Origin of the sequence: Paraburkholderia largidicola (genome assembly GCF_013426895.1) — a bacterium.
GTDB classification, from domain to species: Bacteria; Pseudomonadota; Gammaproteobacteria; order Burkholderiales; family Burkholderiaceae; genus Paraburkholderia; species Paraburkholderia largidicola.
Window position 1 is genome coordinate 1244034 of sequence record NZ_AP023176.1, and the last position, 22227, is coordinate 1266260.

General features: G+C 62.7%; 21 protein-coding genes and 1 pseudogene. 11 read left to right on the top strand and 11 right to left on the bottom strand.

Annotated features, from left to right (window positions below; genetic code table 11):
• Positions 1-7: 7 nt before the first annotated feature.
• The 4 genes and pseudogenes from PPGU16_RS34340 to PPGU16_RS34355 all read left to right on the top strand — a co-directional run.
• Positions 8-628: a cysteine hydrolase family protein gene (locus PPGU16_RS34340; protein ID WP_434064435.1), complete on the top strand. Its 621-nt coding sequence runs from the start codon at positions 8-10 to the stop codon at positions 626-628.
• Positions 629-694: 66 nt separating this feature from the next.
• On the top strand, positions 695-1561 hold the full coding sequence (locus tag PPGU16_RS34345) for an isocitrate lyase/PEP mutase family protein (RefSeq protein WP_180725305.1): 867 nt from the start codon (positions 695-697) through the stop codon (positions 1559-1561).
• Positions 1562-1870: 309 nt separating this feature from the next.
• On the top strand, positions 1871-3349 hold the full coding sequence (locus PPGU16_RS34350; RefSeq protein WP_180725306.1) for an ISNCY family transposase: 1479 nt from the start codon (positions 1871-1873) through the stop codon (positions 3347-3349).
• Between the two features lie 165 nt (positions 3350-3514).
• Positions 3515-4192, top strand: a pseudogene (locus tag PPGU16_RS34355) (ISNCY family transposase); the annotation flags it as partial.
• Between the two features lie 177 nt (positions 4193-4369).
• On the opposite strand, the gene PPGU16_RS34360 reads toward PPGU16_RS34355, so the two are convergent.
• On the bottom strand, positions 4370-4885 hold the full coding sequence (locus PPGU16_RS34360; protein WP_180725307.1) for a MarR family winged helix-turn-helix transcriptional regulator: 516 nt from the start codon (positions 4883-4885) through the stop codon (positions 4370-4372).
• A gap of 424 nt (positions 4886-5309) precedes the next feature.
• Between PPGU16_RS34360 and PPGU16_RS34365 the strand changes: the two genes are divergently transcribed.
• Genes PPGU16_RS34365 through PPGU16_RS34380 form a run of 4 tightly spaced genes read left to right on the top strand, consistent with a single transcriptional unit; the run spans position 5310 to position 8397 of the window.
• On the top strand, positions 5310-6179 hold the full coding sequence (locus PPGU16_RS34365) for a transporter substrate-binding domain-containing protein (RefSeq protein ID WP_180725308.1): 870 nt from the start codon (positions 5310-5312) through the stop codon (positions 6177-6179).
• A gap of 21 nt (positions 6180-6200) precedes the next feature.
• On the top strand, positions 6201-6845 hold the full coding sequence (locus tag PPGU16_RS34370) for an amino acid ABC transporter permease (protein ID WP_180725309.1): 645 nt from the start codon (positions 6201-6203) through the stop codon (positions 6843-6845).
• The gene (locus PPGU16_RS34375; protein ID WP_180725310.1) at positions 6842-7501 is read left to right on the top strand and encodes an amino acid ABC transporter permease; all 660 of its coding nucleotides are present in this window, start codon (positions 6842-6844) and stop codon (positions 7499-7501) included. Before PPGU16_RS34370 ends, PPGU16_RS34375 begins: the two co-directional genes overlap by 4 nt.
• Positions 7498-8397 (top strand): amino acid ABC transporter ATP-binding protein, encoded by a 900-nt coding sequence (locus PPGU16_RS34380; protein ID WP_224031624.1) that lies wholly within the window; start codon positions 7498-7500, stop codon positions 8395-8397. The genes PPGU16_RS34375 and PPGU16_RS34380 overlap by 4 nt, the downstream gene beginning before the upstream one ends.
• A gap of 50 nt (positions 8398-8447) precedes the next feature.
• On the opposite strand, the gene PPGU16_RS34385 is transcribed toward PPGU16_RS34380, so the two are convergent.
• The 7 genes from PPGU16_RS34385 to PPGU16_RS34415 form a co-directional block, all read right to left on the bottom strand.
• Complete coding sequence (locus tag PPGU16_RS34385) at positions 8448-9278, bottom strand: phytanoyl-CoA dioxygenase family protein (protein WP_180725311.1); 831 nt, start codon at positions 9276-9278, stop codon at positions 8448-8450.
• A gap of 108 nt (positions 9279-9386) precedes the next feature.
• Positions 9387-10580: a YlbE family protein gene (locus PPGU16_RS34390; RefSeq protein WP_180725312.1), complete on the bottom strand. Its 1194-nt coding sequence runs from the start codon at positions 10578-10580 to the stop codon at positions 9387-9389.
• Positions 10581-10582: 2 nt separating this feature from the next.
• Positions 10583-11263 carry an SRPBCC family protein gene (locus tag PPGU16_RS34395; protein WP_180725313.1) on the bottom strand — a complete coding sequence of 227 codons (681 nt, stop codon included), beginning with the start codon at positions 11261-11263 and terminating at the stop codon, positions 10583-10585.
• Positions 11264-11283: 20 nt separating this feature from the next.
• Positions 11284-11805: a (2Fe-2S)-binding protein gene (locus PPGU16_RS34400; protein ID WP_180725314.1), complete on the bottom strand. Its 522-nt coding sequence runs from the start codon at positions 11803-11805 to the stop codon at positions 11284-11286.
• Positions 11802-12638 (bottom strand): FAD binding domain-containing protein, encoded by an 837-nt coding sequence (locus PPGU16_RS34405; RefSeq protein WP_180725315.1) that lies wholly within the window; start codon positions 12636-12638, stop codon positions 11802-11804. The genes PPGU16_RS34400 and PPGU16_RS34405 overlap by 4 nt, the downstream gene beginning before the upstream one ends.
• The gene (locus PPGU16_RS34410; RefSeq protein ID WP_180725316.1) at positions 12635-15043 is read right to left on the bottom strand and encodes a xanthine dehydrogenase family protein molybdopterin-binding subunit; all 2409 of its coding nucleotides are present in this window, start codon (positions 15041-15043) and stop codon (positions 12635-12637) included. The genes PPGU16_RS34405 and PPGU16_RS34410 overlap by 4 nt, the downstream gene beginning before the upstream one ends.
• Before the next feature lie 18 nt (positions 15044-15061).
• The gene (locus tag PPGU16_RS34415; RefSeq protein ID WP_180725317.1) at positions 15062-16324 is read right to left on the bottom strand and encodes an amidohydrolase/deacetylase family metallohydrolase; all 1263 of its coding nucleotides are present in this window, start codon (positions 16322-16324) and stop codon (positions 15062-15064) included.
• Positions 16325-16651: 327 nt separating this feature from the next.
• On the opposite strand from PPGU16_RS34415, the gene PPGU16_RS34420 reads away from it, so the two are divergent.
• Complete coding sequence (locus tag PPGU16_RS34420; RefSeq protein ID WP_180725318.1) at positions 16652-17218, top strand: MarR family winged helix-turn-helix transcriptional regulator; 567 nt, start codon at positions 16652-16654, stop codon at positions 17216-17218.
• Between the two features lie 215 nt (positions 17219-17433).
• On the opposite strand, the gene PPGU16_RS34425 is transcribed toward PPGU16_RS34420, so the two are convergent.
• Entirely contained in the window at positions 17434-19095 is a 1662-nt protein-coding gene (locus PPGU16_RS34425) for a cation acetate symporter (protein WP_180725319.1), read from the bottom strand.
• Complete coding sequence (locus tag PPGU16_RS34430) at positions 19092-19397, bottom strand: DUF485 domain-containing protein (protein WP_180725320.1); 306 nt, start codon at positions 19395-19397, stop codon at positions 19092-19094. Before PPGU16_RS34430 ends, PPGU16_RS34425 begins: the two co-directional genes overlap by 4 nt.
• Positions 19398-19808: 411 nt before the next feature.
• Here PPGU16_RS34430 and PPGU16_RS34435 point away from each other — a divergent pair, with 411 nt between their 5' ends.
• Positions 19809-20768 (top strand): universal stress protein, encoded by a 960-nt coding sequence (locus PPGU16_RS34435; RefSeq protein WP_180725321.1) that lies wholly within the window; start codon positions 19809-19811, stop codon positions 20766-20768.
• Between the two features lie 85 nt (positions 20769-20853).
• On the opposite strand, the gene PPGU16_RS34440 is transcribed toward PPGU16_RS34435, so the two are convergent.
• Complete coding sequence (locus tag PPGU16_RS34440) at positions 20854-21294, bottom strand: potassium channel family protein (protein ID WP_180725322.1); 441 nt, start codon at positions 21292-21294, stop codon at positions 20854-20856.
• Between the two features lie 359 nt (positions 21295-21653).
• On the opposite strand from PPGU16_RS34440, the gene PPGU16_RS34445 reads away from it, so the two are divergent.
• Entirely contained in the window at positions 21654-22061 is a 408-nt protein-coding gene (locus tag PPGU16_RS34445) for a DUF3331 domain-containing protein (RefSeq protein WP_180725323.1), read from the top strand.
• Positions 22062-22227 lie beyond the last annotated feature (166 nt).

The following is a 22227-nucleotide window of genomic DNA, read 5'->3' on the forward strand; positions in this document are numbered from 1 at the left end:
GAGACGCATGATGACTTCCACCACTCAACTCGATCCACGGCAAACCGCGCTCGTCATCGTCGATCTGCAAAACGACTTTGTGAGCGAAGGCGGTGCTTATCATCGCGGCGGCGCGGCGTCGGATGCGGCGCGCGCCTTGCCGCAGCGCGTGGCGCCTGTGGCTCGCGTGCTCAAGCAGCGAGGCGGGTTTGTCGCGGCAAGTCAGTTCACGTTATGGCCCGACGCCCAGGGTGAGCCGATGATCTCGCCGCATCTCCGGAATCTGCGCCCGTTCCTGCGTCGTGGCGACTTTGTCGCTGGGTCACAGGGTCACGCGACGGTTGCCGCACTCGACGATCTGGTCGATGTGTCGGTGTGGAAAGTTGCCTATTCCGCCTTTTTCAACACGCAGCTCGACTGGGTGTTGCGTCGCGCGGGCATCGAGGTCGTGGCGATCTGCGGCATCGTCACCAACGGCGGCGTGGCCAGCACCGCGCGCGACGCGCATATGCGGGACTATCGCGTGCTCGTTTTAGGCGACGGTTGCGCGGCATCGACGCAGGCAGCGCACGATGCCGCGCTTGCCGATCTATGCACGGTCGGCGAGGTGACGACGTGCGAGGCGTTCCAGGGCAGCCTTGGCGCGTAACCAGAACAGAGGAGGGCTGGTCGCCATGGTGGCGGCATCGCCCGACTGAGAACAGGAATAGAGTCCATGGCGACGAAAGTAAACGCACTCACAACCATCCTTGAGCAAGGCTCGGTGCTTGCGCCTGGCGTCTTCGACGCATTGACCGCGTTGATCGCCGAACAGGCTGGCTTCAAGGCGCTGTATCTATCCGGCGCATCGATTGCCTACACGCGGCTTGGTCGCTCGGATGTCGGTCTGACGACGTCGTCCGAAGTCGAAGATACGCTTGCGCGGATTACCGAGCGTGTCGATGTTCCATTGATCGTCGATGCCGATACCGGCTTCGGTAACGCGTTGAACGTCAAGCGCACGGTGCGCGGTTTCGAGCGCGCGGGTGCGGCCATGATCCAGCTCGAAGATCAGACGTTCCCGAAACGCTGCGGGCATCTGGACGGGAAGTCGCTGATCCCGGCCGCGGAGATGTGCGGCAAGCTACGCGCCGCTGTCGATGCGAGATCGAACCGCGACACGATGATCCTGGCGCGCACGGATGCAGTGGCCGTCGAGGGACTGGACGCGGCGCTCGATCGCGCCGAGCACTATCTGGAAGCCGGTGCCGATGCGTTGTTCATCGAGGCGCTGCGCTCGGTCGAGCAGATGAAAGCGGCCTGCGATCGCTTTGGAGGACGGGTTCCGTTGCTCGCGAATATGGTCGAGGGAGGCAAGACGCCCGTGCAGAGCGCGCAGGCGCTGACGCAACTGGGATTCCGCATCGTTATTTTCCCTGGAGGCACGGCGCGCGCGGTCGCGCATACGTTGCAGGGTTACTACGCCAGTCTGCGCGAGCACGGAACGACTTATCCGTGGAAAGATCGCATGCTCGATTTCGACGGAATCAACGAGGTGATAGGGACGCAGGCGTTGATGGCGGAATCGGATCTGTACAGTTAATGGAGCTTGTCGGCTGTGCGCGGGTTGCTGCTATCGACGGCGATCGCGTAATCGGGACGCTATTACGCAGATCAGAAATGATGCTTATGCAAAGCGTGCGGTCGACTGATGGATTTTCGCGATGCAGTACCTGGGCAATTGTTGAAGATCGTTCGTGTGCTACTTTTTGTGATTTGACATAACATAAATTATCAACATTCTGTCTGTAGTGGCTAAGTTGTAATGTCCGCTTTTAGCCAAGTTCAGATGTCCGCTTTTCGGACCATCGTAAGCTGATCGGTCGCCGGCTACCCGGCACTGGGAGCTTCGATGGCTGCGACAGAACGGATAACCATGACGATGCGCGATCTGGACAGGTACAAGGTGATTCAGGACGTGGCGGACGGCATGCTCAAGCCGTGGCGTGCCGCTGAGCGGCTGGGGCTGACGACGCGGCAGATCCGGCGGCTGGTTGGCCGGTTGCGTGAGCATGGCCCGGCTGGTCTGGTCTCTGGCCGTCGCTCGAAGCCGAGCAACAACCGGCTGGATGCGGCGACGGCCGATCGGGCGCTGGCGATCATTCGTGAGCGCTACGTCGATTTCGGACCGACGCTCGCGTGCGAGAAGCTGTACGGGTGCCACGGCATCCGCCTCGCGAAGGAAACGGTGCGACGGCTGATGACGGATGCCGGGCTGTGGATGCCGCGCCGGCAGCGTCCACCGAAGGTGTACCAGCCGCGTGCGCGGCGCGCGTGCCTGGGCGAACTGATCCAGATCGACGGCAGCGAGCATGCGTGGTTCGAGCAGCGCGCACCGCAATGCACGCTGCTGGTGTACGTCGACGACGCGACGAGCCGGCTGATGCATCTGCACTTCACGGTGAGCGAATCGACGTTCAGCTACTTTGAGGCGACGCGCGCGTACATCGAGCTTCACGGCAAACCGGGCGCGCTCTACAGCGACAAGGCCAGTGTGTTTCGCAGCACGTCGGCCGGCAAGACGGGCAACAGTGTGACGCACTTTGGCCGGGCGATGTACGAGCTGAACATCGACACGTTCTGCGCGAACTCAAGTTCCGCGAAGGGACGCGTGGAGCGCGCGCACCTGACGCTGCAGGACCGGCTCGTCAAGGAGTTGCGTCTGAAGGGTATCAGCACGGTCGCCGACGCCAACGCGTACGCGCCCTGCTACATCGCGGCCTATAACGCGCGCTTTGCGAAGCCGCCGAGAAGCACGTTCGACGCGCACCGTCCGTTGCGTGACGATGAGGATCTGGATCTGCTGCTGACGTGGCGCGAACTGCGGCGCGTGACGAAGTCGCTGACGGTGCAGTACGACCGTGTGCTGTACCTGCTCGACGACACGCCGGCGAACCGCAAACTCATCCACCGGTATATCGACGTCTGGGAGTACCCGGACGGGCGCATCGAGATCCGGGCGGATGGCCAGACATTGCCCTGCCGGCAGTATGACCGGCTCGCGGAAATCGGTCAGGGCGCGGTGATCGAGCACAAGCGCCTGGCTCACGCGCTACAGGTCGCGCAGGCGCTGCAGGCGCAGCGTGACAACCGGCGCATCTCGGGCTCGCCATCGCGCACGAACCAGGGCATCGAAGTGCGCAAGCCTGGGCGTCCACCCGGTACAAAGAAACAGCGCGAGTTCACGCAGGCCGATGTCGAGCACGTAGTCGTGGAACTCTCGCAACGCAAGACCGCGCCACCGCGCAAACCTGGCCGGCGGTCCGCAAGCGACAGTGGAACAGGCGTAAGCGCCCTGCCCGTTCAGGCGCCATCCTTCGACACTGCGTGAGTTGAAACCCCGAGATAGAGATTTCTAACCCCGCAAAAGCGGACATCTGAACTTGGCTGGACAGCGGACATCTGGATCTGGCTTTGACACTGTCTGTCAGAGCTTTTAAGAAATGTCGTGTTTTAGGTAGTTTGAGCGCCGGACATCCATCAGGGAGCACCGGCGATGAACGCGACTGGGACGATCACGATGACGATGCGCGAGCTGGACAGGTACAAGGTGATTCAGGACGTGGCGGACGGCATGCTCAAGCTGTGGCGCGCCGCGGAACGGCTCGGGCTGACGACGCGGCAGATCCGCAGACTGGTCGGCAGACTGCGTGATCTGGGTGCGCCAGGTCTCGTGTCGGGTCGTCGATCAAAGCCCAGCAACAACCGTCTGGATGCCGTGACGGCCGATCGTGCAATCTCGATCATCCGTGAGCGCTACGCGGATTTCGGGCCGACGCTGGCCTGCGAGAAGCTGTATGAATGTCATGGCATTCGCCTGGCGAAGGAAACGGTGCGTGGGCTCATGACGGCCGCCGGCCTGTGGATTCCACGCCGGCAGCGTCCGCCGAAGCTCCATCAGCCGAGAAACCGCCGCGCGTGTCTGGGCGAGCCGGTGCAGATCGATGGCAGCGATCATCGCTGGTTCGAGGACCGGGCGCCGGCCTGCACGCTGCTGGTGTACGTGGACGATGCCACCAGCCGGCTGATGGCGCTGCACTTCACGGCCACCGAGTCGACCTTCAGTTATTTCGAGGCGACGCGCGCGTACGTCGAGCTTCACGGCAAGCCGATGGCGTTCTACAGCGACAGGGCCAGCGTGTTCCGGCCGACTCACACGCAGACCGGCGACCGCCTGGCGGTCTCAACAGCGATGACGACACGCCCTACTCCATCGAAAATCAGCGCCTGATGCGCGGCGACGCCCCCCGGGTCTTCGCTACCGTGACGCGCAGAACGCGATCCCCTGCTCCGATCCATCGCGCACTGTGTTCCAGGACTCCGGGACAACACGGTCCACGCATCCTTTCTTCTATCGCACGATGGGCGTACGGCTGACTTCGTTATTCGTTTCGACCAGCAACAGCAGTTGTCTGAGAAACGTCGCGCGTTCGTCCGACGGCAGCGCCGCGATGGTGCGCTCGTGCGCGCGAGCGACTGGCGATTCAAGCCGCGTGAGCAGCGCCTGGCCCACACCTGTCAACTCCGCGACTTTCTTTCGCCGATCCGTGCGCGAGACGCGGCTCTGCACGAAACGTCGTTGCGCGAGACGCGAGATCACGTCCGCCGTATTCGCACGGTCAAGCCCCACGGCACGCGACAGCACCACCTGCTCGGAAGGTCCCAATTGCTCCAGCGCGGTGAGAATGCTGTATTGCACCGGAGTGATGCCTTCGGCTGCGCATTCCTCCATGAAAAGCGCCACATGAATCTGATGCAGGCGGCGGATCAAAAAGCCCGGCCGCTCGTTGAGCGCCGTATTGCGCCATGCGAGCACCTGGTCCGGCTCGGTATCGTCGATGTGGCTGACTGCTGGTGGGGCATCCATGAGCAAAGAGTTCCGTTTGCGTTCGATACGAATTGTCCACGCATGGTGCGCGACGGTTCGTCAGCATACATCGTATTGGCCTGCCTGCCGACGTTCCGATGCAAAGAATCTCGCGCAGTTTTGCGCGCAATCAGTTGAACGTCGGGGCCCGTTCCGGATGGCACAAGTCGGTGCGCACATGCACGAATACAAGGCTTTTCAAACATACGTGGTGCACCACACATTTTCGATGGTCACCCTTGTCTCAGGGTGTGCCCCACTGCATCCGGGACTGGCGACGAAACAGATCACTGGCATACCCCTTGCATCACTGGAATGAATCGTCAGTATCCAAACGAATTATCGATTCGACGATCATCACTCCAGTGATCGCGCACGTACGAAGCCTTGCGCGCGGTTGCTACCACTACCAAAGGGGCTCTTCATGTCAGTCCGTCTTACCCGCCGCGATGCTGGCCAGTCAACACAGCGCACCGCCGTTACGCTGCTGCGCACGTGCGCGCTTGCGCTCGTCGCCACCTTCGGCATCGTCCATGCGGCGCATGCAGCGAGTGCCGAGGAAATCAAGGCGCGCGGCTATCTGAGCGTTGCGACCGAGGATGACTACACCCCGTTCGAATTCGTTGCTGACGGCAAGAACACGGGCTACGACAACGACCTGCTCGCGCTGGTACGCAAAAAGATCGGTGTGGACGTGAAACAGCAGGTCATGCCGTGGTCCGGCATTCTGCCCGGCGTGACCACCGGCAAATACGACATGGCGCTCACCGCGGTGCTCGTCACCGAAGAGCGCAAAAAGACCTTTGATTTCGCAACCCCGACCTGCGAAGCCATCACCTTCTACGCGACCAAAAAAGGTTCGCCGATCAAGAGTCCGGACGATCTCGTCGGCAAGGTCGTCGGCGCGGAAACGGGTAGCGCCATGCTTGCAGACCTCAAACTCTTCGATGAGCAGTTGAAGAAAAAGCACGGCGGAAATGGCATCAAGCAGATCGTCGAATACCAGTCGTACCCGGAGGCGTACCAGGATCTTGGCGTAGGACGCGTCGATGCTGTCGCCAACACCCAGATCAGCCTGAACTCGCTCGTCAAGACCCGCCCGGATACGTTCGCGGTCGGTCAGGCGATCGGCAAGCCAACCTACATTGCCTGGGCCGTGAAGAAGGGCAACACCGACGTGCTGAAGATGGTGGACGCCGCGCTGCTCGAACTGCGCAAGAGCGGGGAGATGTACCAGCTTCAGCAGAAGTGGCTCGGTGCGAGCTACAAGGACATGCCTCAGTCGGTCAACTGACGCCTTAACGATCCCGCATCGATGAACGCCTTCGATTACTGGAGCATCGCTCAGGGCGCGCTGGCGACCGTGGTTCTCTCGGTCGCCAGCATCGTTCTTGGCGTGCCGCTGGGGCTGGGCCTCGCGCTGATCCGCTGGGCTCGCGTGCCGCTTCTGAACCGCGTCGTCGTCGCGTACGTGAGCCTCATTCGCTCGTGTCCCGCCGTGACGCTTACGCTGCTGATCTTCTTCGCGCTGCCGCAGTTCGGCATCTCGCTCGATCCGACGCCCGCCGCGATACTCGCGCTCACCATCAGCACCGCCGCGTTCAACTGCGAAATCTGGCGCGCGGCACTGATCAACTTTCCACGCGATCAATACGACGCCGCCCTTGCCTTCGCGATGCCGCGTACGGTGCGCTTGCGCCGCATCGTCATGCCGCAGATCTGGCGCGCGAGCCTGCCGGGTCTCGTCAACGAGATGACCTTGCAGATCAAGTCGACGCCCGCAGTCGCGGTTATCGGCATCGTCGAGATCACGCGCGCGGCCTTGCGTGTCGGCGCGCGCACCTACGATCCTTTACCGCCCTTCATTTTCGCGCTTCTGCTCTACGGGCTCGTCGTGTTCGTGCTCATCAAGGCGCAGCGTGTAATCGAGCGCCGCCAACCTGAGGAGGCTCGCGCATGATGGAGCATTTTCTGATCGTCTGGCAACAGCGCGCAGACGTGCTGTCGGGCCTGCTGGACACGCTCGGCCTGCTTGCGGTGGCGGCCGTCGCATCGCTCGTGCTCGGCGCGCTGCTCACGCCTGCGCTCATGTCGAAGCGACCGGCGATTGCGCGCATCGCGACGCTCTATGTCGACGCAATGCGCTGCGCGCCCTTCCTCCTGTTCGTCTATCTGATTTATTTCGGCCTGCCCTCGGCGGGCATCCGCCTGTCGAACTGGTGGGCCGGCGCAATCGCGCTGATTCTCTACAACACCGCCTACATGGCCGAGCTGTTGCGCGGCGCGTGGGCCGGCCTGCCCACGCCGATGATCGAGGCCGCGCGCGCCTACGGCTTTCACGGATTCGGTCTGGTTCGCCGCATCATTCTGCCGCAGGTGTTCACGGTTGCCTTGCCGATGATCGGTAACCAGCTCGTGCAGATCGTCAAGGACAGCGCATTCCTCACGGTGATCGCGGTGGGGGAACTCACCCATCAGATGAATGGCATTCAGGCCACTTATTTCATTCCGTTTGCCGCATTCATCACGGCCGTGCTGCTGTACTGGGCCATCTGCCTCGTGATCGAAGGCGGCAGCGGGTTATTGTCGAGATTCGCCGAGGAACGCAGAGCATGAACATCTCAAACGACGTGCCGCCCACCATCATGAGCGCAGTCGATGCGGCCGTGCTTTCGTCCAGCCATTCCGGTGAGACGGTGCGGCCCGGCGCGGAAACGGTCCTGCAGCTCAACGGCATCTCGAAGTCATTCGGCGAGAACCGGGTACTGCGGGACGTGTCGCTCACCGTGCACAAGGGCGAGACCGTCTGCCTGCTGGGGCCGTCCGGATGCGGCAAATCCACGCTGCTGCGCTGTGTGAACTGGCTCGAAATTCCCGACGCGGGCACGGTCCACGTGTCCAACCGGCGCATGGGCGTGCGCGAGGGCTCGTCCATCAAGATGAGCGATGCCGAACTCGCGCGTTCGCGCGCGCGCATTGGGATGGTGTTTCAACATTTTGCGCTGTGGCCGCACCTGACAGTGCTGCAGAATGTGATGGAAGCACCGTTGCACGTGCTCGGTCGTCCGCGCGACGAGGTGCGCGCGGACGCCGAACACCTGCTGGAACGCGTTGGCCTGGCGGACAAGATGGATGCATTTCCGTCGCGGCTGTCGGGCGGACAGAAGCAGCGCGTGGGTATCGCGCGTGCGCTCGCGATGAAACCCGACATCCTGCTGTTCGACGAACCGACCAGCGCACTCGACCCGATGCTCGTCGGTGAAGTGCTCAACGTGATGCGCTCACTCGCGCAGGAAGGTGCGACCATGGTGATCGTCACGCACGAAATGGAGTTTGCGCGGCAAGTGGCCAGCCGCGTGGTGTTCATGGATGCGGGCCAGGTGATCGAGAGCGCTCCGCCCAAGCAGTTCTTCAGCGCGCCTCAGACGCCGCGCGCGAGGCAGTTTCTCGCACGTTTCCGTTCACCGTATCATGCCGTCGACGATTACAGCGAGGCATCAAAGCTCGCCTGAGGCGACCGTTCATCGCGGCGCTCGACGCGCCACGATGAGCGTCGTGGCATTCATTGCGGCGCGGCCATGTCCGCTGCCTGCTTCACTTCCCCATCCTTATACTTGCCCCACGTTTGCGCGAGCTCGCTCATCGAGCGCGGATCGCAGTCGTACTCGGGGAGCGTATCGGGGTCCCAGTGATCGAAGCGGTCGACGCCGCGCACGAGCGTCGCGCGACGGCGGCCCGAGGCCGAACGGACATGCGCCGGCACATAGAAGAATGCGAAGCCGATGCGTCTGTCGTCCGAGCGGTTGGGCAGCGAGCTGTGCGCGGTGCGTTCGTGATGCATCGAGAATTCGCCGGGCTGGAGCGGCATTTCGACCGCGAGGGCTTCGTCGATACCGACGAGCGTCTGCCCTTTCGCGAGCATGTTGTCCTTCGCATAGGTTTCGACGTGCTTCAGGTCGGGGCCGCTGTGCGAGCCGGGCAGGACACGCAACACGCCGTTGACCGAGTTCGCGGGCGTGAGCGCGACCCATACGGTCACTTCCTCGTGCGGCGTGAGCCCGAAGTACGTCGAGTCCTGATGCCACGAGACATAGCGCGGATCGCGGCCATTCTTCGCAAAGATAGACGCGCCGAACAGCATGATGTCCGGCCCGATGAGGTCCTCGACAGCATCGAGAATCGCGGGACGGCGCGCAAGTTCGACGATCGCCGGCAAGGCGAGATGGCCCTTGATTTTCAGCGTCTTGTTGACGTCCTCACCGGAAGACGACTCGTATTGCTCGATGATGCGGCGATAGTCCGCCGCCTCTTGCTCACTGATCGCACGCATCGGATAGACATAACCGTGCTGTTTGAAGTGTGCGATCTGCGCTTCGGTCAAGTGCTTCGTCATGGGAGTTCCTTTGAGTGTGCTTCGATCGGAAGATGCTTGCTCGTCAATCGCCAGGCAACGGCCCGCCGAAAACTTGCCGCATGACTTCATGTGTCATCGGTGCTGCGCTCATGCGGATTCACCGGAGAGTCCGTTCAGGGCGCGCACGAACAGTTCGGGCGGCGCCGTATAAAGGCCGCGCCCTAGCAGGCCCGCGCGCCCGTCGGCTCCGATCATCGCGATCGCGGCCATCGGCGCGACACCTTCCCGAACGACGCGCGCCGCATCGAGCACACCGGGTAACCGCCCGAACGCGGGATGCGATTCCGTATGGACGCACGCCTGCCTGTCGCGCCACCCAGCGGGCAGGTACGCTTCGAACGCTTGCGCGGGTTCCGGTGCGAATGCGAGCGCCTGTGCGCCGAACCCCGCCGCGTCGATGATGCCGCTATCGCCGGTGAGCGGAGCGGCATGCGCCGGCTGATGCGGGTCGATGCGCGGACCTTCCGGTGCACGCGCAATGGTAGTGACCCAGCGCGACGGTGCGCCCGCGAGCCGGATGCCCACGCGCTCACCATTGCCCGCCAGCGCCACCACGAGCGTCGATTCCTTCTGGCCCGCGCGCGCGGCCGCCGACAGCATCAGCGCGCACGCCGCCATCCAGAGTGTGAGAAAGAAAAGCGGCGTTTTCGCGAGCATCGAGTCGACTTCGGCATGATCCACACGCGAGGCGAGCTGCGCACGCAGCGCGGCGGTCGCGCCCGTGGTGCGCGCATGCAGGTCGTCGCCGTCGTCGAGCCCGGCTTGCGCCAGCGCGAACAGGTCGAGCGGGCCGGACGAGAATGTCGTGTCGAGCACGGACGCAAGCATGGTGTCGCGCCACTGCATGCGTTCGAGTATGCGCATGTCGCGGCTGCCGAAGCGGATCTGCGGGCCGGCGCCGCTGCCCAGCAGCGACCACGCGCGTGCTGCGGGATCATTCTTGTCGGCGACTTCGACCAGCGTGGTACGCGGAGAAACGACGGCCGCGAGCGGCGTCAGCACGCCATACGACTGCGCGGATTCGAGACGCACTTCGCCCTGCTCGATCATCCGCTCGGCGTGTGCTTCTTCGTTCGCCCAGCCTTCGTATAGACAGCAAAGAACCGCCGACGAGAGCACCGGCGCGGACGGCTTGCGCGGATCGTCGAATGGCGGCCCCGCGTGCAGCAGCGTGAAGGGCGGCAGACGCACCGCCTCGCGCGCCGCCATGACGCCGCACCATTGCGGACGCACCGCATGGACACGGCTCAGGGCGAGCGCATTAGCATCAGCGGCACGCATGGTCAGCGGCTCGCGAAGCCGAAAATACCGCGCAGGCGGGCCCACAGCATCTTCCAGAACAGATTGCCGACATTCAGTGGCGCGTTCGCCGGTTGAACGCGCGCGGCCGGACGCGATTCGACGCACGGCGCCTGCGCGGGTGCTTCGGCTTGATGGCCGTGCATCTGCGCTGCAGTCGCATCCTGCACGGTGAGCATTGCGTCGGCTTGTACGGCGGCGTTGCCCGCAGCCGCTCCCGATTCGTCCAGCTTCGCCTTGAGATTATCCGCGAACGCTTCCGTCATGCGCGTGGCCAGTTCCTTCACGATGCCGCTGCGCGAAAACTGCGCGAGGCTGCCGCCGATCGCGTAATCCACCTTCACATCGACGCGCGTTTCGCCCGCCGCCTCTGCGAGCGCGAACGACGCCACGCCCTTGACGCGCGACGCGCTCTTTCGATCCACGCCCGTTCCCGTAATGCTGCCGCAATACTGCGCATCGTCGAGCTTCATTTCGCCGTCGCCCGCAAACGACGCGATGATCGGTCCGAGCTTGACGGTCATGGCAAGCTTGAGCATGCCGTTGTCGACGGGCGCGGTGAGCGACGCACCCGGCAGGCACGCCACGATGCCGGGTGTGTCGTGAAAGCGCGCCCACACGGCATCGCGCGGGTACGGCACAGCGAAGCTTTGTTCGATTTCCATTGCGTACCTATCCGTATTTTTCAGGCGGTCATAGTCAGCGGCGCGAGCGGCTCGGCCGCACGCGCACGGCGGGCATCGAGCACGCGGCGAATCGCACGGACGATACCGACGTATCCGGTGCAGCGGCACAGATTGCCGGAGAGTTCGAGGCGCACGCGTGCGTCGTCGGCATTGGGGATACGCGTGACGATGTCGCGCGCGGTCATCAGCATGCCTGGCGTGCAGTAACCGCATTGCAGTGCGTGCTCGGCGGTGAACGCGGCACGCAGTTCGTTCATGGTCGCGTCGTCGTCGAAGTCTTCGATGGTGCGCACCGCACTGCCCGCGCAACTGATCGCGGACGTGATGCAGGAGCGTGTGGGCGCGCCGTCCACGTCGATCGTGCACGCGCCGCACACGCCCTGCTCGCAGCCAATGTTCGTGCCGCACAGCATGCGCTGTTCGCGCAGAAAATCCGCGAGGCTGGTGCGCGGCTCGACGCGGTCCGCGATGCGAGCCTGGTTGACGACGAGTTCGATCGTCTTCGTGAATGCGTCGCTCATGATCTTGTCCCGTCCTGATTGCGAATGCCCGCCGCTGCGCGCACGAGCGCAACGCGATGCACCTCGTGTTCATAGCTTCCCGCTTCCAGCCCCGCCGCTTCGAGATGCGTATCGAAGCACGCGGTGTCCGGACCGGCGTCGCGAAGCAGCGCGCCGGCATCGTCGATCGCGTACGGCGGCGCGTCGATCGCGCCGATCACCGCGCGGCACACGCCGCGTGCCGCGTCGTCGATCAACACCGCGATGGCCTCCGCGAACTCGCCCGGCTTGCGGTTGAACTTGTAGTAGCTCCAGCGTGCCGTCGGCGAAAGGCGTGCGAAGCGTACGCCGGTGAGGATCTCGTCCGGTTCGAGCGCAGTCGTGAATGCGCCCGCCATCCACTCGCCGTTGCCGATCACGCGCGCGCCGCCGGGCCCCGCGACGAGAAACTCCGCATCGAGCGCGCACATCGTATTGATCCAGTCTGCAGCGGGGTCGGCATGTGCGAGACTGCCGCCGAGCGTGCCGCGATTACGCACCGCGCGATAGGCGATGCCACGGGCGACATACTCCATGAGTCCGCGCGTGCCCGTGTCGACCTTGCCGTCCTCGATCTCCGAATGCGTGATGCACGCGCCAAGCGTGACGTTTTCGCCTTCGATACGGCACGCGCGCAACGCCGCAATGTCGCGCAGATCGACGAGCATTTCGGGCTGCGCAAGCCGCAGGTTCATCATCGGCCCTAGCGACTGGCTGCCCGCCACGAACTTGCCCATGCCGTCGGTGGGACTGATGAGTGCGATCGCCTCATCGCAGGCGAGAGGTTTTGCATAATCGTAGGTCGCGGCTTTCATGCGTGCATTCCCTTGAGCGCGTTGGCTTGCCGTTCACGCTGCTTCGCGAGCGCTTCGACGATCAGGCGCGGCGTGATCGGCAGCTGATCGATGCGCACGCCGAGTCCGCGCAGCGCGTCGTTGACGGCGTTGGCGATTGCTGCGGGCGGACCGATCGCCCCGCTCTCGCCGATACCCTTTTGCCCGAACTCCGTATAAGGTGCCGGCGTTTCCATGTGTTCGATGCGGATCGCGGGCACTTCCGTTGCGCCGGGCAGGATATAGTCGGCGAGCGTCGAGGCGAGCGGCTGGCCGTCTTCGCTGTAGGGCATCGCTTCATAGAGCGCCGTGCCGATACCTTGCGCCGCGCCGCCGTAGACCTGTCCGTCGACGACCATCGGATTGATGAGCACGCCGCCGTCTTCGACGATGGTGTAGTCGAGAATCTCGGTCTGGCCGAGCGCCGGATCGACGGCAACGACCACCGCATGACACGCGTAGCTGAAGGTGCCCGAATCGCGCTTCGCCTGATACGACGTCGAGACTTCGAGACCACGCGGATCGACATCGGGCGGCAGCAGCTGCGGCGCGAGATACCACGTGCGCGCGATTTCCTGTAACGTGCGCCGCGCATCCTTGCCGACGACGGCACCGTTCTCCCAGCGCACTTCGCTCATCGGCTCCCGAAGCAGATGAGCGCCAATCTTCATGAGCCGCTCCTTGAGCTCCTTCGAAGCGCGACCGACTGCGCCACCCGCCATCACGATCGAACGCGAGCCCCATGTGCCCGTGGAATACGGTGTTACGCCCGTATCGCCGAGCACGATGCGCACGCGGTCTGTGTCGATGCCGAGCACTTCGTGGGCGATCTGCGCGAGCGTCGTCTCCATGCTTTGCCCGTGCGAATGCACGCCGACACGCACTTCGAGTACGCCATCCGGCGTGAGGCGGATCACGGCGGGCTCGTAGCCCGGCACCATCGGAATGCCCCAGCCGTGATACACCGACGTCCCATGCGCGCCCTGCTCGCAGAAAATCGACATGCCAAAGCCGATGCGCCTGCCGTCGGGCTCGCCGCGCCGCTGACGCGCGCGCACCGCAGGCAGGTCGATCATGGCCATCGCGCGGCGCACGGCCTCGGGATAGTCGCCGCTGTCGAAGTGCTTCTTCGTGATGTTGTCGTAAGGCATCTCGTACGGCTGGACGAGATTGCGTAGACGCACCTCGTCAGGTTCGATGCCCGCTTCGAGCGCGATTGCATCCATGATCGTTTCGATTGCGTAACACACGCCTGTTCGCGCCACGCCGCGGTACGGAAGGATGGGCGGCTTGTTGGTCGCGACCGACCACGTGCGGCAGCGGAAACGATCCATCTTGTACGGCCCCGGCAGGATGCTGCCGACCTGCGCCGCTTCCAGGCACGCGGAAAACGGATACGACGAATACGCGCCCGAATCCACGTGCGCATTGCATTCGACGGCGAGCAGACGGCCGTCGTGATCCGCATAGCCCGTGATGTCGTAGTCGTGCTCGCGGCAGTTCGCGTTCGCGGTGAGCTGCTCGCGGCGATCCTCGATCCAGCGCACTGGCTTGTCCAGTTGCATCGCGAGCCAGCCGCAGCAGACTTCCTCGGGCAATAGAATCCCCTTGTAGCCAAAACCGCCGCCGACATCGGGCGCGATCACGCGCACCTGTCCTTCGTCGAGGCCAAGACATTCCGCGAGGCCCGTGCGCGTGATGTGCGGCATTTGCGCAGACGTATGCACGACCAGTTGCGACAGACGGCGGTCCCAGTGCGCGACCACGCCGCGGCCTTCCATCGGCGCCATGCTCTGCCGCGCCGTGCGCAGCTTGCGATGCACGCGGATAGGCGCATCGCGGCGGATCGCGTCGAGGTCGACGCCCGGATTCGCATCGACGAAGGTTTCGAGAAACACGTTATCGCCCCACTGCTCGTGCACCAGCGCCGAGTCTTCGCGGCGCGCGTCGAGCATGTCGACCACGGCGGGCAGTTCTTCGAAATCGACGAACACCTGCGCGGCGATATCCTCGGCCTCGGCGCGCGTCGCGGCGACGCACATCGCGATTGTCTCGCCAACCTGACGCACCTTGCCGCTCGCCAGCACCGGCTGCTGGGAGCTCTTGAAGCCGGGCAGACTCGAATTCGCAACAATGGGCTTGACGCCTTCAAGATCGGCCAGCGTATAGACCGCGTGCGCGTACGCTTCCGGCTTTTCGATGCCGACGATATGTCCGTGCGCGATCGGACTGCGCACGAACGCCACATCGACCATCCCGACCATGCGGATGTTGGGAACATACTCGCCGCGCCCGAGCATGAAGCGCTCGTCTTCCTTGCGCGCGAGCGACGCGCCGATGCCTTGCGGGCGATTGCTGTCGCCGCGCTTTTGGGGACGTTTGATCATGGTGTGAGCCTCGCTTTCTCAGGCGGCGCGCGCGAGCGGCAGCGTCGGCGAAACAGCGTCATGACGCACGCCGTCGCGCAGGCAGAACAGTGGCGACAGCATACGGTCGGTGATAACCTGCGTGCCCTCGTTGTCCTCGAGTATCCAGCGGCCGCGACGGTCGTCGAGCACGCTGATGTCCGCAGATCGACCCAGTTGCAGGGAGCCGATCCCGTCTTCCATGCCGACCATCTTCGCAGCGTTGCAGGTCGCCATCGCCACGACGTGCTGCAGCGGCAGACCGAGCGCGAGCATGCTGGTCATCGCGCTCACGAGGCTGAACTGCGTGCGGCCGAGGAACGAATGCTCCTCGTCAGGATGACTGTCGGGCGTACCGCCGGGCGCGGGCACGTGTGTGTTGTAGCCATGCATGTCGGCACCGAGCGTGTCGGGCACGACACCCGCGTCGAGTACGATGCGCGCGGTCCTGAAGCTGAAATGCGAGCCGTGGCCGACGTCGATCTTCAGGCCGCGCGCCACCGCTTCGTGCACGAGCGGATGCAGTTGGCCGTTCTCCTCGACGAAGCCGCCCGGATGACGGCTAAACGGATGCGCGAGGATATCGCCCGGCTTGAGCGTCTCGACCACCTGATTGAAGATGGAATCCGCACGGACCGGCAGCCCCCCGCTCTCCGGCTTCGGCCACAACTGGCCAAAGTGGATATACAAGGGCAATTCCGCGCCGCGGCCGATTTTCGCGGCGATCTTCATCACGTCGAGCCCCCAGCGCGCGAAGCCGCCAATTTCGGCGTGCGCCTTGATGCCCTTGACGAGATCGCGATTCGCGCGCACGGACTTGATGGTTGCATCGGCATCGAGGCAATCGGGGCGATACAGGTCCGGATAGTAGTGACCTTCGAGACCGCCGACGAGATAGGCGGAAATGAAGGCCAGCACGCGCGTGGCGGACCGCTCCGCGACGTAATGCCGGAAGCCCGGCATCGTGATGCAGCTCGGGCCGCCCTGATCGACGATCGTCGTCACGCACGATTGCACGCCACACTGATCGGCGTTCAGGCCGAAGCGGCCCGTGACGTACTGAAAGATATGGCCATGCGTGTCGATGAGGCCAGGCAGCACCAGCTTGCCGCTGCAATCGATCAGTTCCGCCTGGCGTGCCTGACTCGCGGCATCCGGGCCGATCGCGGCGATGACGCCCTTGTCTACCAAAACGTCGAGCGTGGCGTCTATCTTCTGGGCGGGGTCGATAACGCGCCCCCCTTTGAGCAGAACTTGTGACATGTGCGGTGCGTTAGCCGAGTGGGAAGATGCGTGGTGTACCGCAAATTGTGTGCCGACTCTTCTACCCAGTCCCGACAGCCGTGTTTTTCCTTTCAGATCATCGATTTAAGGATAAACGCCGGTGCCAGATACGTGCCGTACCACAGATTTCCTCAAACACCTCTGCACCAATTCGAACGATGCACACCCGCACCCGCACCAAGCGCATGCGCGACGCCTTCTTATGGTGATTCGGTGGTGTACCCCGCATTTGCGATCGGGAGTGATTCCAGCCTAGAATGTGTATCGTAGGGTCCCAAGCTCGCCCATTTTCCTAGAGTCGTTTCCATGCGAACCACTGTCACCGATTACACCGACATTCACCGCGTCCGTGCGGAGCTCGCCGAGCGGCAGGCGCGCTCGCCGTTGTTCTCGCGGCCAGGCTTTCTGATCCGCCGCATGCATCAGATCCACACCTTCCTGTTCGCTCAGGAAACGGGCGAGTTCAACATCACGCCGGTGCAATACAGCTTGCTTACCACGCTGGAGTCGCTCGGTGAGATGGATCAGAACACGCTCGCGATTGAAGTCGGACTGGAGCGCTCCAGCGTCGCGGAAGTGATTCCGCGTCTGAACGCACGCGGACTCGTAAGCCGCACGCAGGCAGAGCACGACAAACGCCTGCGGCTGGTGAAACTCACCCCTGCCGGCAAGCGCCTGACCAGAAAAATGGCGAGCGCCGTGCAGCGCGCGCACGATCGCACCATCGAGCATCTCACGCCCGACGAGCGGGAAGTCTTCATGCTGCAAATGATCCGGCTGGTGGAAGCCAATAACGCGGAAGGCCCCGTGCCACTCCGGCTACCCGACAGCCAGTTGCTTGCGCAGGACGAGAGTTCGGTCGACGCGACCTGAAGGCACGGCAACGGGTAACTCGCCTCCTGAGTCCCTGTTCCCGCTGCATAAAAAAATGCCCCTCTGGTAGAAGAGGGGACAACTTCCCGCATGGGGCTCTCTTGCGTGAAGGGCGCACATCGAGATCCAGCCCGTTGTGCAGTGTCTTGCGAGAGTCGTTTCACACCCGATAACCTCGCATCCACCTCGCCGCGAAATCAGTCGCAAGTTGCCGTCTAGTGACTCGCGCCCTCCACCGCTCCGATGCCAGTCTCCGAGCGTACCGATTGCGCCTCGAATCCGGCCTGATCAATACGCCCGCGAGCAGACCTGTCCGTCACCGAGAAGAGCCAGATGCCGACGAAGCCCATGGTCATCGAAAAGAGTGCTGGCGACGCGTAAGGAAAAGGCGCGTTCGAAAAGTGGAACACATCCACCCACACTGCCTTCGAGAGGACCGTCAGCAACACGGCCGAAATCAGCCCAAGAAAGCCGCCGATGGTGGCACCGCGCGTCGTGCAGCCACGCCAGAGCACGGACATGAACAGCACAGGGAAATTGGCGGACGCCGCGACGGCGAAAGCCAGCGAAACCATGAAAGCGATATTCTGCTTCTCGAACACGATTCCGAGCACGACCGCTACGATACCCAGCACGACCGTGGTGACTCGCGAAACGAACAGTTCGTTCGCACCAGGTGCCTTACCGTGCTTGAAGACGGTCGCATACAGATCGTGCGACACAGCTGACGCGCCGGCGAGCGTGAGACCCGCGACGACGGCAAGGATCGTCGCAAACGCAACGGCCGAAATAAAGCCAAGAAACACGTTGCCGCCCACGGCACTCGCGAGATGCACAGCCGCCATGTTCGTTCCGCCCAGCAACTTGCCCGCAGCATCCTTGAAGACGGGATTCGTGCTCACCAGCACGATCGCGCCGAAGCCAATGATGAAGGTCAGAATATAGAAGTAGCCGATCCATGTCGTCGCCCAGAACACGGACTTGCGCGCTTCCTTCGCATTCGGCACCGTAAAGAAGCGCATCAGGATATGCGGCAGCCCCGCTGTGCCGAACATCAGCGCGATTCCGAACGAGATCGCCGATATCGGATCCTTGATGAAATTGCCGGGGCCCATGATAGAAGCCTTCTTCTCGTGCACCTCGACGGCCTTCGCGAACAACGCTTCCGGGCTGAAATGAAACTGCCACAGCACCATGAACGCCATGAACGAAGCACCCGCAAGGAGCAGGCATGCCTTGATGATTTGTACCCAGGTGGTTGCCGTCATGCCTCCGAACAGCACGTACACCATCATGAGCGCGCCCACGATCACCACGGCAATCCAGTACTCGAGACCAAACAGCAATTTGATCAACTGCCCTGCACCCACCATCTGCGCGATCAGATAGAACGCCACGACAACGAGCGTGCCCGACGCGGCGAACGCGCGGATCGGGGCCTGCTTGAAGCGGTATGCGGCCACGTCGGCGAACGTGAACCTGCCGAGATTGCGCAGTCTTTCGGCCATCAGAAACGTGATGATCGGCCAGCCCACCAGAAAGCCGATCGAATAGATGAGACCGTCATAGCCGTTTGCATAGACGGCCGCCGAGATGCCCAGGAACGAGGCAGCCGACATGAAGTCCCCGGCAATCGCAAGTCCGTTCTGAAAGCCTGTGATACCGCCACCTGCCGTGTAAAACTCCGCGGCAGAGCGCGTCCGTCTCGCCGCCCATTTGGTGATGAAGAGTGTCGCGACCACGAATACGACGAACATCCCGATTGCGGTCCAGTTGGTCGCCTGTTTGACTGTCTGCCCCATGTCTGCGCCAGCGGCGAGACAACGCAATGAGACGACAGACAGCGCCGCGAGCGCGAGAAGATGTCGTGCGTTCATGCGGCCTCCCGTTTGATCTGCTCGGTAAGCTGGTCGTATGTGCTGTTGGCGCGACGCACGTAGAACCCCGTGACGATCACCGTGAACACGATGACGAACAGTCCGACGGGCATCCCCCACGTCATTACACCAGCGCCCATCTTTGCAGCAAGAAACTGCTTGTCGAATGCAATCAACAGAACGTAGCCGTAATAGACGACCAGTACGAGGGCGGTCAGCGTCCACCCGAGCCTCGAGCGTTTTCGCACCAGTTCGCGGTATGCCGCGCTCGATTTGATTTTCTCTGCGAGTTTCAGATCCATCTTCGTCTCCTGCATGGACAGCTTTCGCTGACTGACAAGCACCCTCTTCCGGCCGAGGTCGTGACGAGGGGCATCTCTACGCACCTCGGGTCCTGAGAGGGATGCGGTGCAATTCATTCGCGCATGCGGTTCGATGCGTCGTTCTTCTGATGCGCTCGGTGTTACGTTAAGAGCACCCGCTTACCCGGTTCTTACGGCAAACGATTTCTCACGCCCGGGTTTACACGAAGATTGACGCTTCTCTTCGGCATCGACTTCATGATCGAGCACGGCGTGATCTCGCCGGCCGACCCGTCTGACAAGGTACCGGCGCGCAGCGTGGTGCACCAGAACTTGACCAGGATCAATTGGGCACCCTTTGCTGAACGGACAATCTATAAATAAGGTACGTCCCGAAAACGGAGGAGCATCATGGCGCAAACATCGAACCTTGGCACGCCGGCCCCAAAGAGCGCATTTCAGCGCGTCATGCTGGCCGTGGATGACTCGGAGGCAACACTGCGCGCAGCAGCATATGTAAAAGCACTGTTTGCCGGCCGTGCAAAAATCAGGCTGGTGACGATTGCCCAGAACCCGCGCACGCTGTTTCCGCTTGGCGCGACGACTCAGGGTTTTCTTGCCGCGGCCAGAGATGAGATCATCGACGATGCGCGCGCCGCGCTTGCGAAAATCGAAGCGATGTTCGCCGGCATAGCGTTGGACTTTGGACTGGTCGATCTCTCCGTGCACAGCGGCAATACGGCCGATGCACTGCTCGCTACCGCATTGCACTGGAATGCGGATCTGCTCGTGATGGGCATGCGGCATCAGCATGGTCTGTTGCGCTGGATCGAAGGCACTGTATCGGAGCCGGTGGCGCGGCGCGCGACCTGCTCTTTGCTGCTCGTGCCGGAAGATTGCCGTGTTCCTACGGACCGGCCACCCGCGCGTATCGTCTTTGCACTGGATGGCAGCGCCTGCTCACTCGCCGGTTTGCAGACGGGTCTCCAGATAGCTCCCCCAGACACGCTGCTGCGCGCGGTCTACGTGGTGGACCAGGCCGTCCATCTGTTCGATGGCGGTGCCGCCGAAACGTTGGAAAGCGCGTATCTGCAACAGGGCTGTACCGCCCTCGAGCGCGCTGCGCGCATCTGCACCGATCACGGTCGCAACGCCGAGACCGCCCTGATCAAGACGCATACCACCCACGACGATGTTCCGCACGCGATCGTACGGGACACCGCAGAGTGGAATGGCGATCTGCTCGTTCTCGGCACGCATGGCAGACGCGGTATCGCGCGGTGGCTTCTCGGCAGCGTGGCCGCCCGCACCGCGCGGCTCGTGGATACGCCGGTTCTGCTTGCGCGTAGTGGCGAAGCGACGGCGGACTAGCGTCGCGCGTTGCGACGCTATGAAGTGAAGGCTGAAGAACGTGCCGTCGAACCCGGACTCTGGATCATGCGCAGCGCTCGCGCGGCTACTCTTGCTGCAGTTGCGCATGATGGTACTTGATCACATCCATGACGGCTGCCGTCATCACCGAGGTCGAGACGCCAAACATCAGGATGCCATTGGCGGCTTCGATTGGGCCAAGCATGCGCCATTGCCTGGACATGACAATGTCGCCGTAGCCCAATGTGATGAAGTTGACCGCAGAGTGATACAGCGCAGTGGTGAAATCGGAAAACTCGCCCAGGAACATGAACAGCGCTGCCCAGATTGCCATTTGAGCGAAATTGCAGAGCAGGGTCAGCAGCATCACGGTTATCAATAGCAGGACGTCGACCCAAAGCAGGTCCTGACTCTTGACGTTGCGCCGGAAGCGCGCATACCGGCGCAAGCAGATGGCTACCACCACGCCTTGCAGCAGCAGGCACAGAACCATGGCCGGAGCGGCGGCCAGTACATTGTGTAGCATGATTGACTCCGTCTTCAGGGAGAGCGCGCAAGCAAAAAAGGCGCTGCATTTGGGACGCGGAGATCGCAAGTTCAAAACTCGCTGCCCCGATCAATCATAGGACACGTTGCGTCGGCCGCACGCAGCCATGTCCCGCTCCAAAAAGTTGGGCCTGCCGAACGGTCGCTTGCTGAGCGAAGCGGTCATCCGAATGTCTGAGCGCGACCCATTCGAGAAGCCCTGCGGAGCGGCCATGCGATCCGGCTGCTTGCGGGTGCGGTCGTCGGACGGATCGCACCATCATCCTCACGAACGGCAACCCATATCGCGAAGCCACGGCCAGAGCAAAGGTGCAAAACGACAGCCTTCAGGGAATCCACGTGAACAGAAACGATCCATGGGTTCAGATCGTCGGCGACTTGCACTGCCGTGCTGCATCTGAAGTCGATCCAATGCCGAAACCCGACTATCACCGCCTGCTCAACTGTGCCTCGATGTGGTCCGCCATGGCCAATGCTTCGTCCATCAGGCGCATCGAATGGCAAACGACCTGCACGATACTGGTTTCGTGGAGCGATTCGACACTCGGTCGGTATGTGGACCAGATCTGGCGCGCGGGCTTTGCCCGTACCGATGGTGTTTGTGGACTGACGGGCAAGCCCGTGCGGCGCGGTGACGCCGTATTCCGGCCACTCCAGCGCGGCGGCGACGCGCCGAAGAACGCCTTTAACATGATTCTCGCCGAGACAGTGCCGAACGCGAAAGAGATAACGCCTGAACGCGCCTGACCTGGTTTGCATGGCAAGACGCCTTCACGGTAATTCCCTTGAGACACCCGCATAGTGTGCAATACTGGGTTGATTGTTTGTTGAAAAAGAACCGGTCCGTGTCATCAAATCGTCGAGTGAGACATCCACGATGACTGTTGCTCAATAGGTCCAGTTCCGTACGCAG

Excerpts from the sequence above, each read along its gene's own strand:
- PPGU16_RS34340 (WP_434064435.1), top strand. The coding sequence starts at position 8 with ATGATGACTTCCACCACTCAACTCGATCCACGGCAAACCGCGCTCGTC.
- PPGU16_RS34345 (WP_180725305.1), top strand. The coding sequence starts at position 695 with ATGGCGACGAAAGTAAACGCACTCACAACCATCCTTGAGCAAGGCTCG.
- PPGU16_RS34350 (WP_180725306.1), top strand. The coding sequence starts at position 1,871 with ATGGCTGCGACAGAACGGATAACCATGACGATGCGCGATCTGGACAGG.
- PPGU16_RS34360 (WP_180725307.1), bottom strand. The coding sequence starts at position 4,885 with ATGGATGCCCCACCAGCAGTCAGCCACATCGACGATACCGAGCCGGAC.
- PPGU16_RS34365 (WP_180725308.1), top strand. The coding sequence starts at position 5,310 with ATGTCAGTCCGTCTTACCCGCCGCGATGCTGGCCAGTCAACACAGCGC.
- PPGU16_RS34370 (WP_180725309.1), top strand. The coding sequence starts at position 6,201 with ATGAACGCCTTCGATTACTGGAGCATCGCTCAGGGCGCGCTGGCGACC.
- PPGU16_RS34375 (WP_180725310.1), top strand. The coding sequence starts at position 6,842 with ATGATGGAGCATTTTCTGATCGTCTGGCAACAGCGCGCAGACGTGCTG.
- PPGU16_RS34380 (WP_224031624.1), top strand. The coding sequence starts at position 7,498 with ATGAACATCTCAAACGACGTGCCGCCCACCATCATGAGCGCAGTCGAT.
- PPGU16_RS34385 (WP_180725311.1), bottom strand. The coding sequence starts at position 9,278 with ATGACGAAGCACTTGACCGAAGCGCAGATCGCACACTTCAAACAGCAC.
- PPGU16_RS34390 (WP_180725312.1), bottom strand. The coding sequence starts at position 10,580 with ATGCGTGCCGCTGATGCTAATGCGCTCGCCCTGAGCCGTGTCCATGCG.
- PPGU16_RS34395 (WP_180725313.1), bottom strand. The coding sequence starts at position 11,263 with ATGGAAATCGAACAAAGCTTCGCTGTGCCGTACCCGCGCGATGCCGTG.
- PPGU16_RS34400 (WP_180725314.1), bottom strand. The coding sequence starts at position 11,805 with ATGAGCGACGCATTCACGAAGACGATCGAACTCGTCGTCAACCAGGCT.
- PPGU16_RS34405 (WP_180725315.1), bottom strand. The coding sequence starts at position 12,638 with ATGAAAGCCGCGACCTACGATTATGCAAAACCTCTCGCCTGCGATGAG.
- PPGU16_RS34410 (WP_180725316.1), bottom strand. The coding sequence starts at position 15,043 with ATGATCAAACGTCCCCAAAAGCGCGGCGACAGCAATCGCCCGCAAGGC.
- PPGU16_RS34415 (WP_180725317.1), bottom strand. The coding sequence starts at position 16,324 with ATGTCACAAGTTCTGCTCAAAGGGGGGCGCGTTATCGACCCCGCCCAG.
- PPGU16_RS34420 (WP_180725318.1), top strand. The coding sequence starts at position 16,652 with ATGCGAACCACTGTCACCGATTACACCGACATTCACCGCGTCCGTGCG.
- PPGU16_RS34425 (WP_180725319.1), bottom strand. The coding sequence starts at position 19,095 with ATGAACGCACGACATCTTCTCGCGCTCGCGGCGCTGTCTGTCGTCTCA.
- PPGU16_RS34430 (WP_180725320.1), bottom strand. The coding sequence starts at position 19,397 with ATGGATCTGAAACTCGCAGAGAAAATCAAATCGAGCGCGGCATACCGC.
- PPGU16_RS34435 (WP_180725321.1), top strand. The coding sequence starts at position 19,809 with ATGGCGCAAACATCGAACCTTGGCACGCCGGCCCCAAAGAGCGCATTT.
- PPGU16_RS34440 (WP_180725322.1), bottom strand. The coding sequence starts at position 21,294 with ATGCTACACAATGTACTGGCCGCCGCTCCGGCCATGGTTCTGTGCCTG.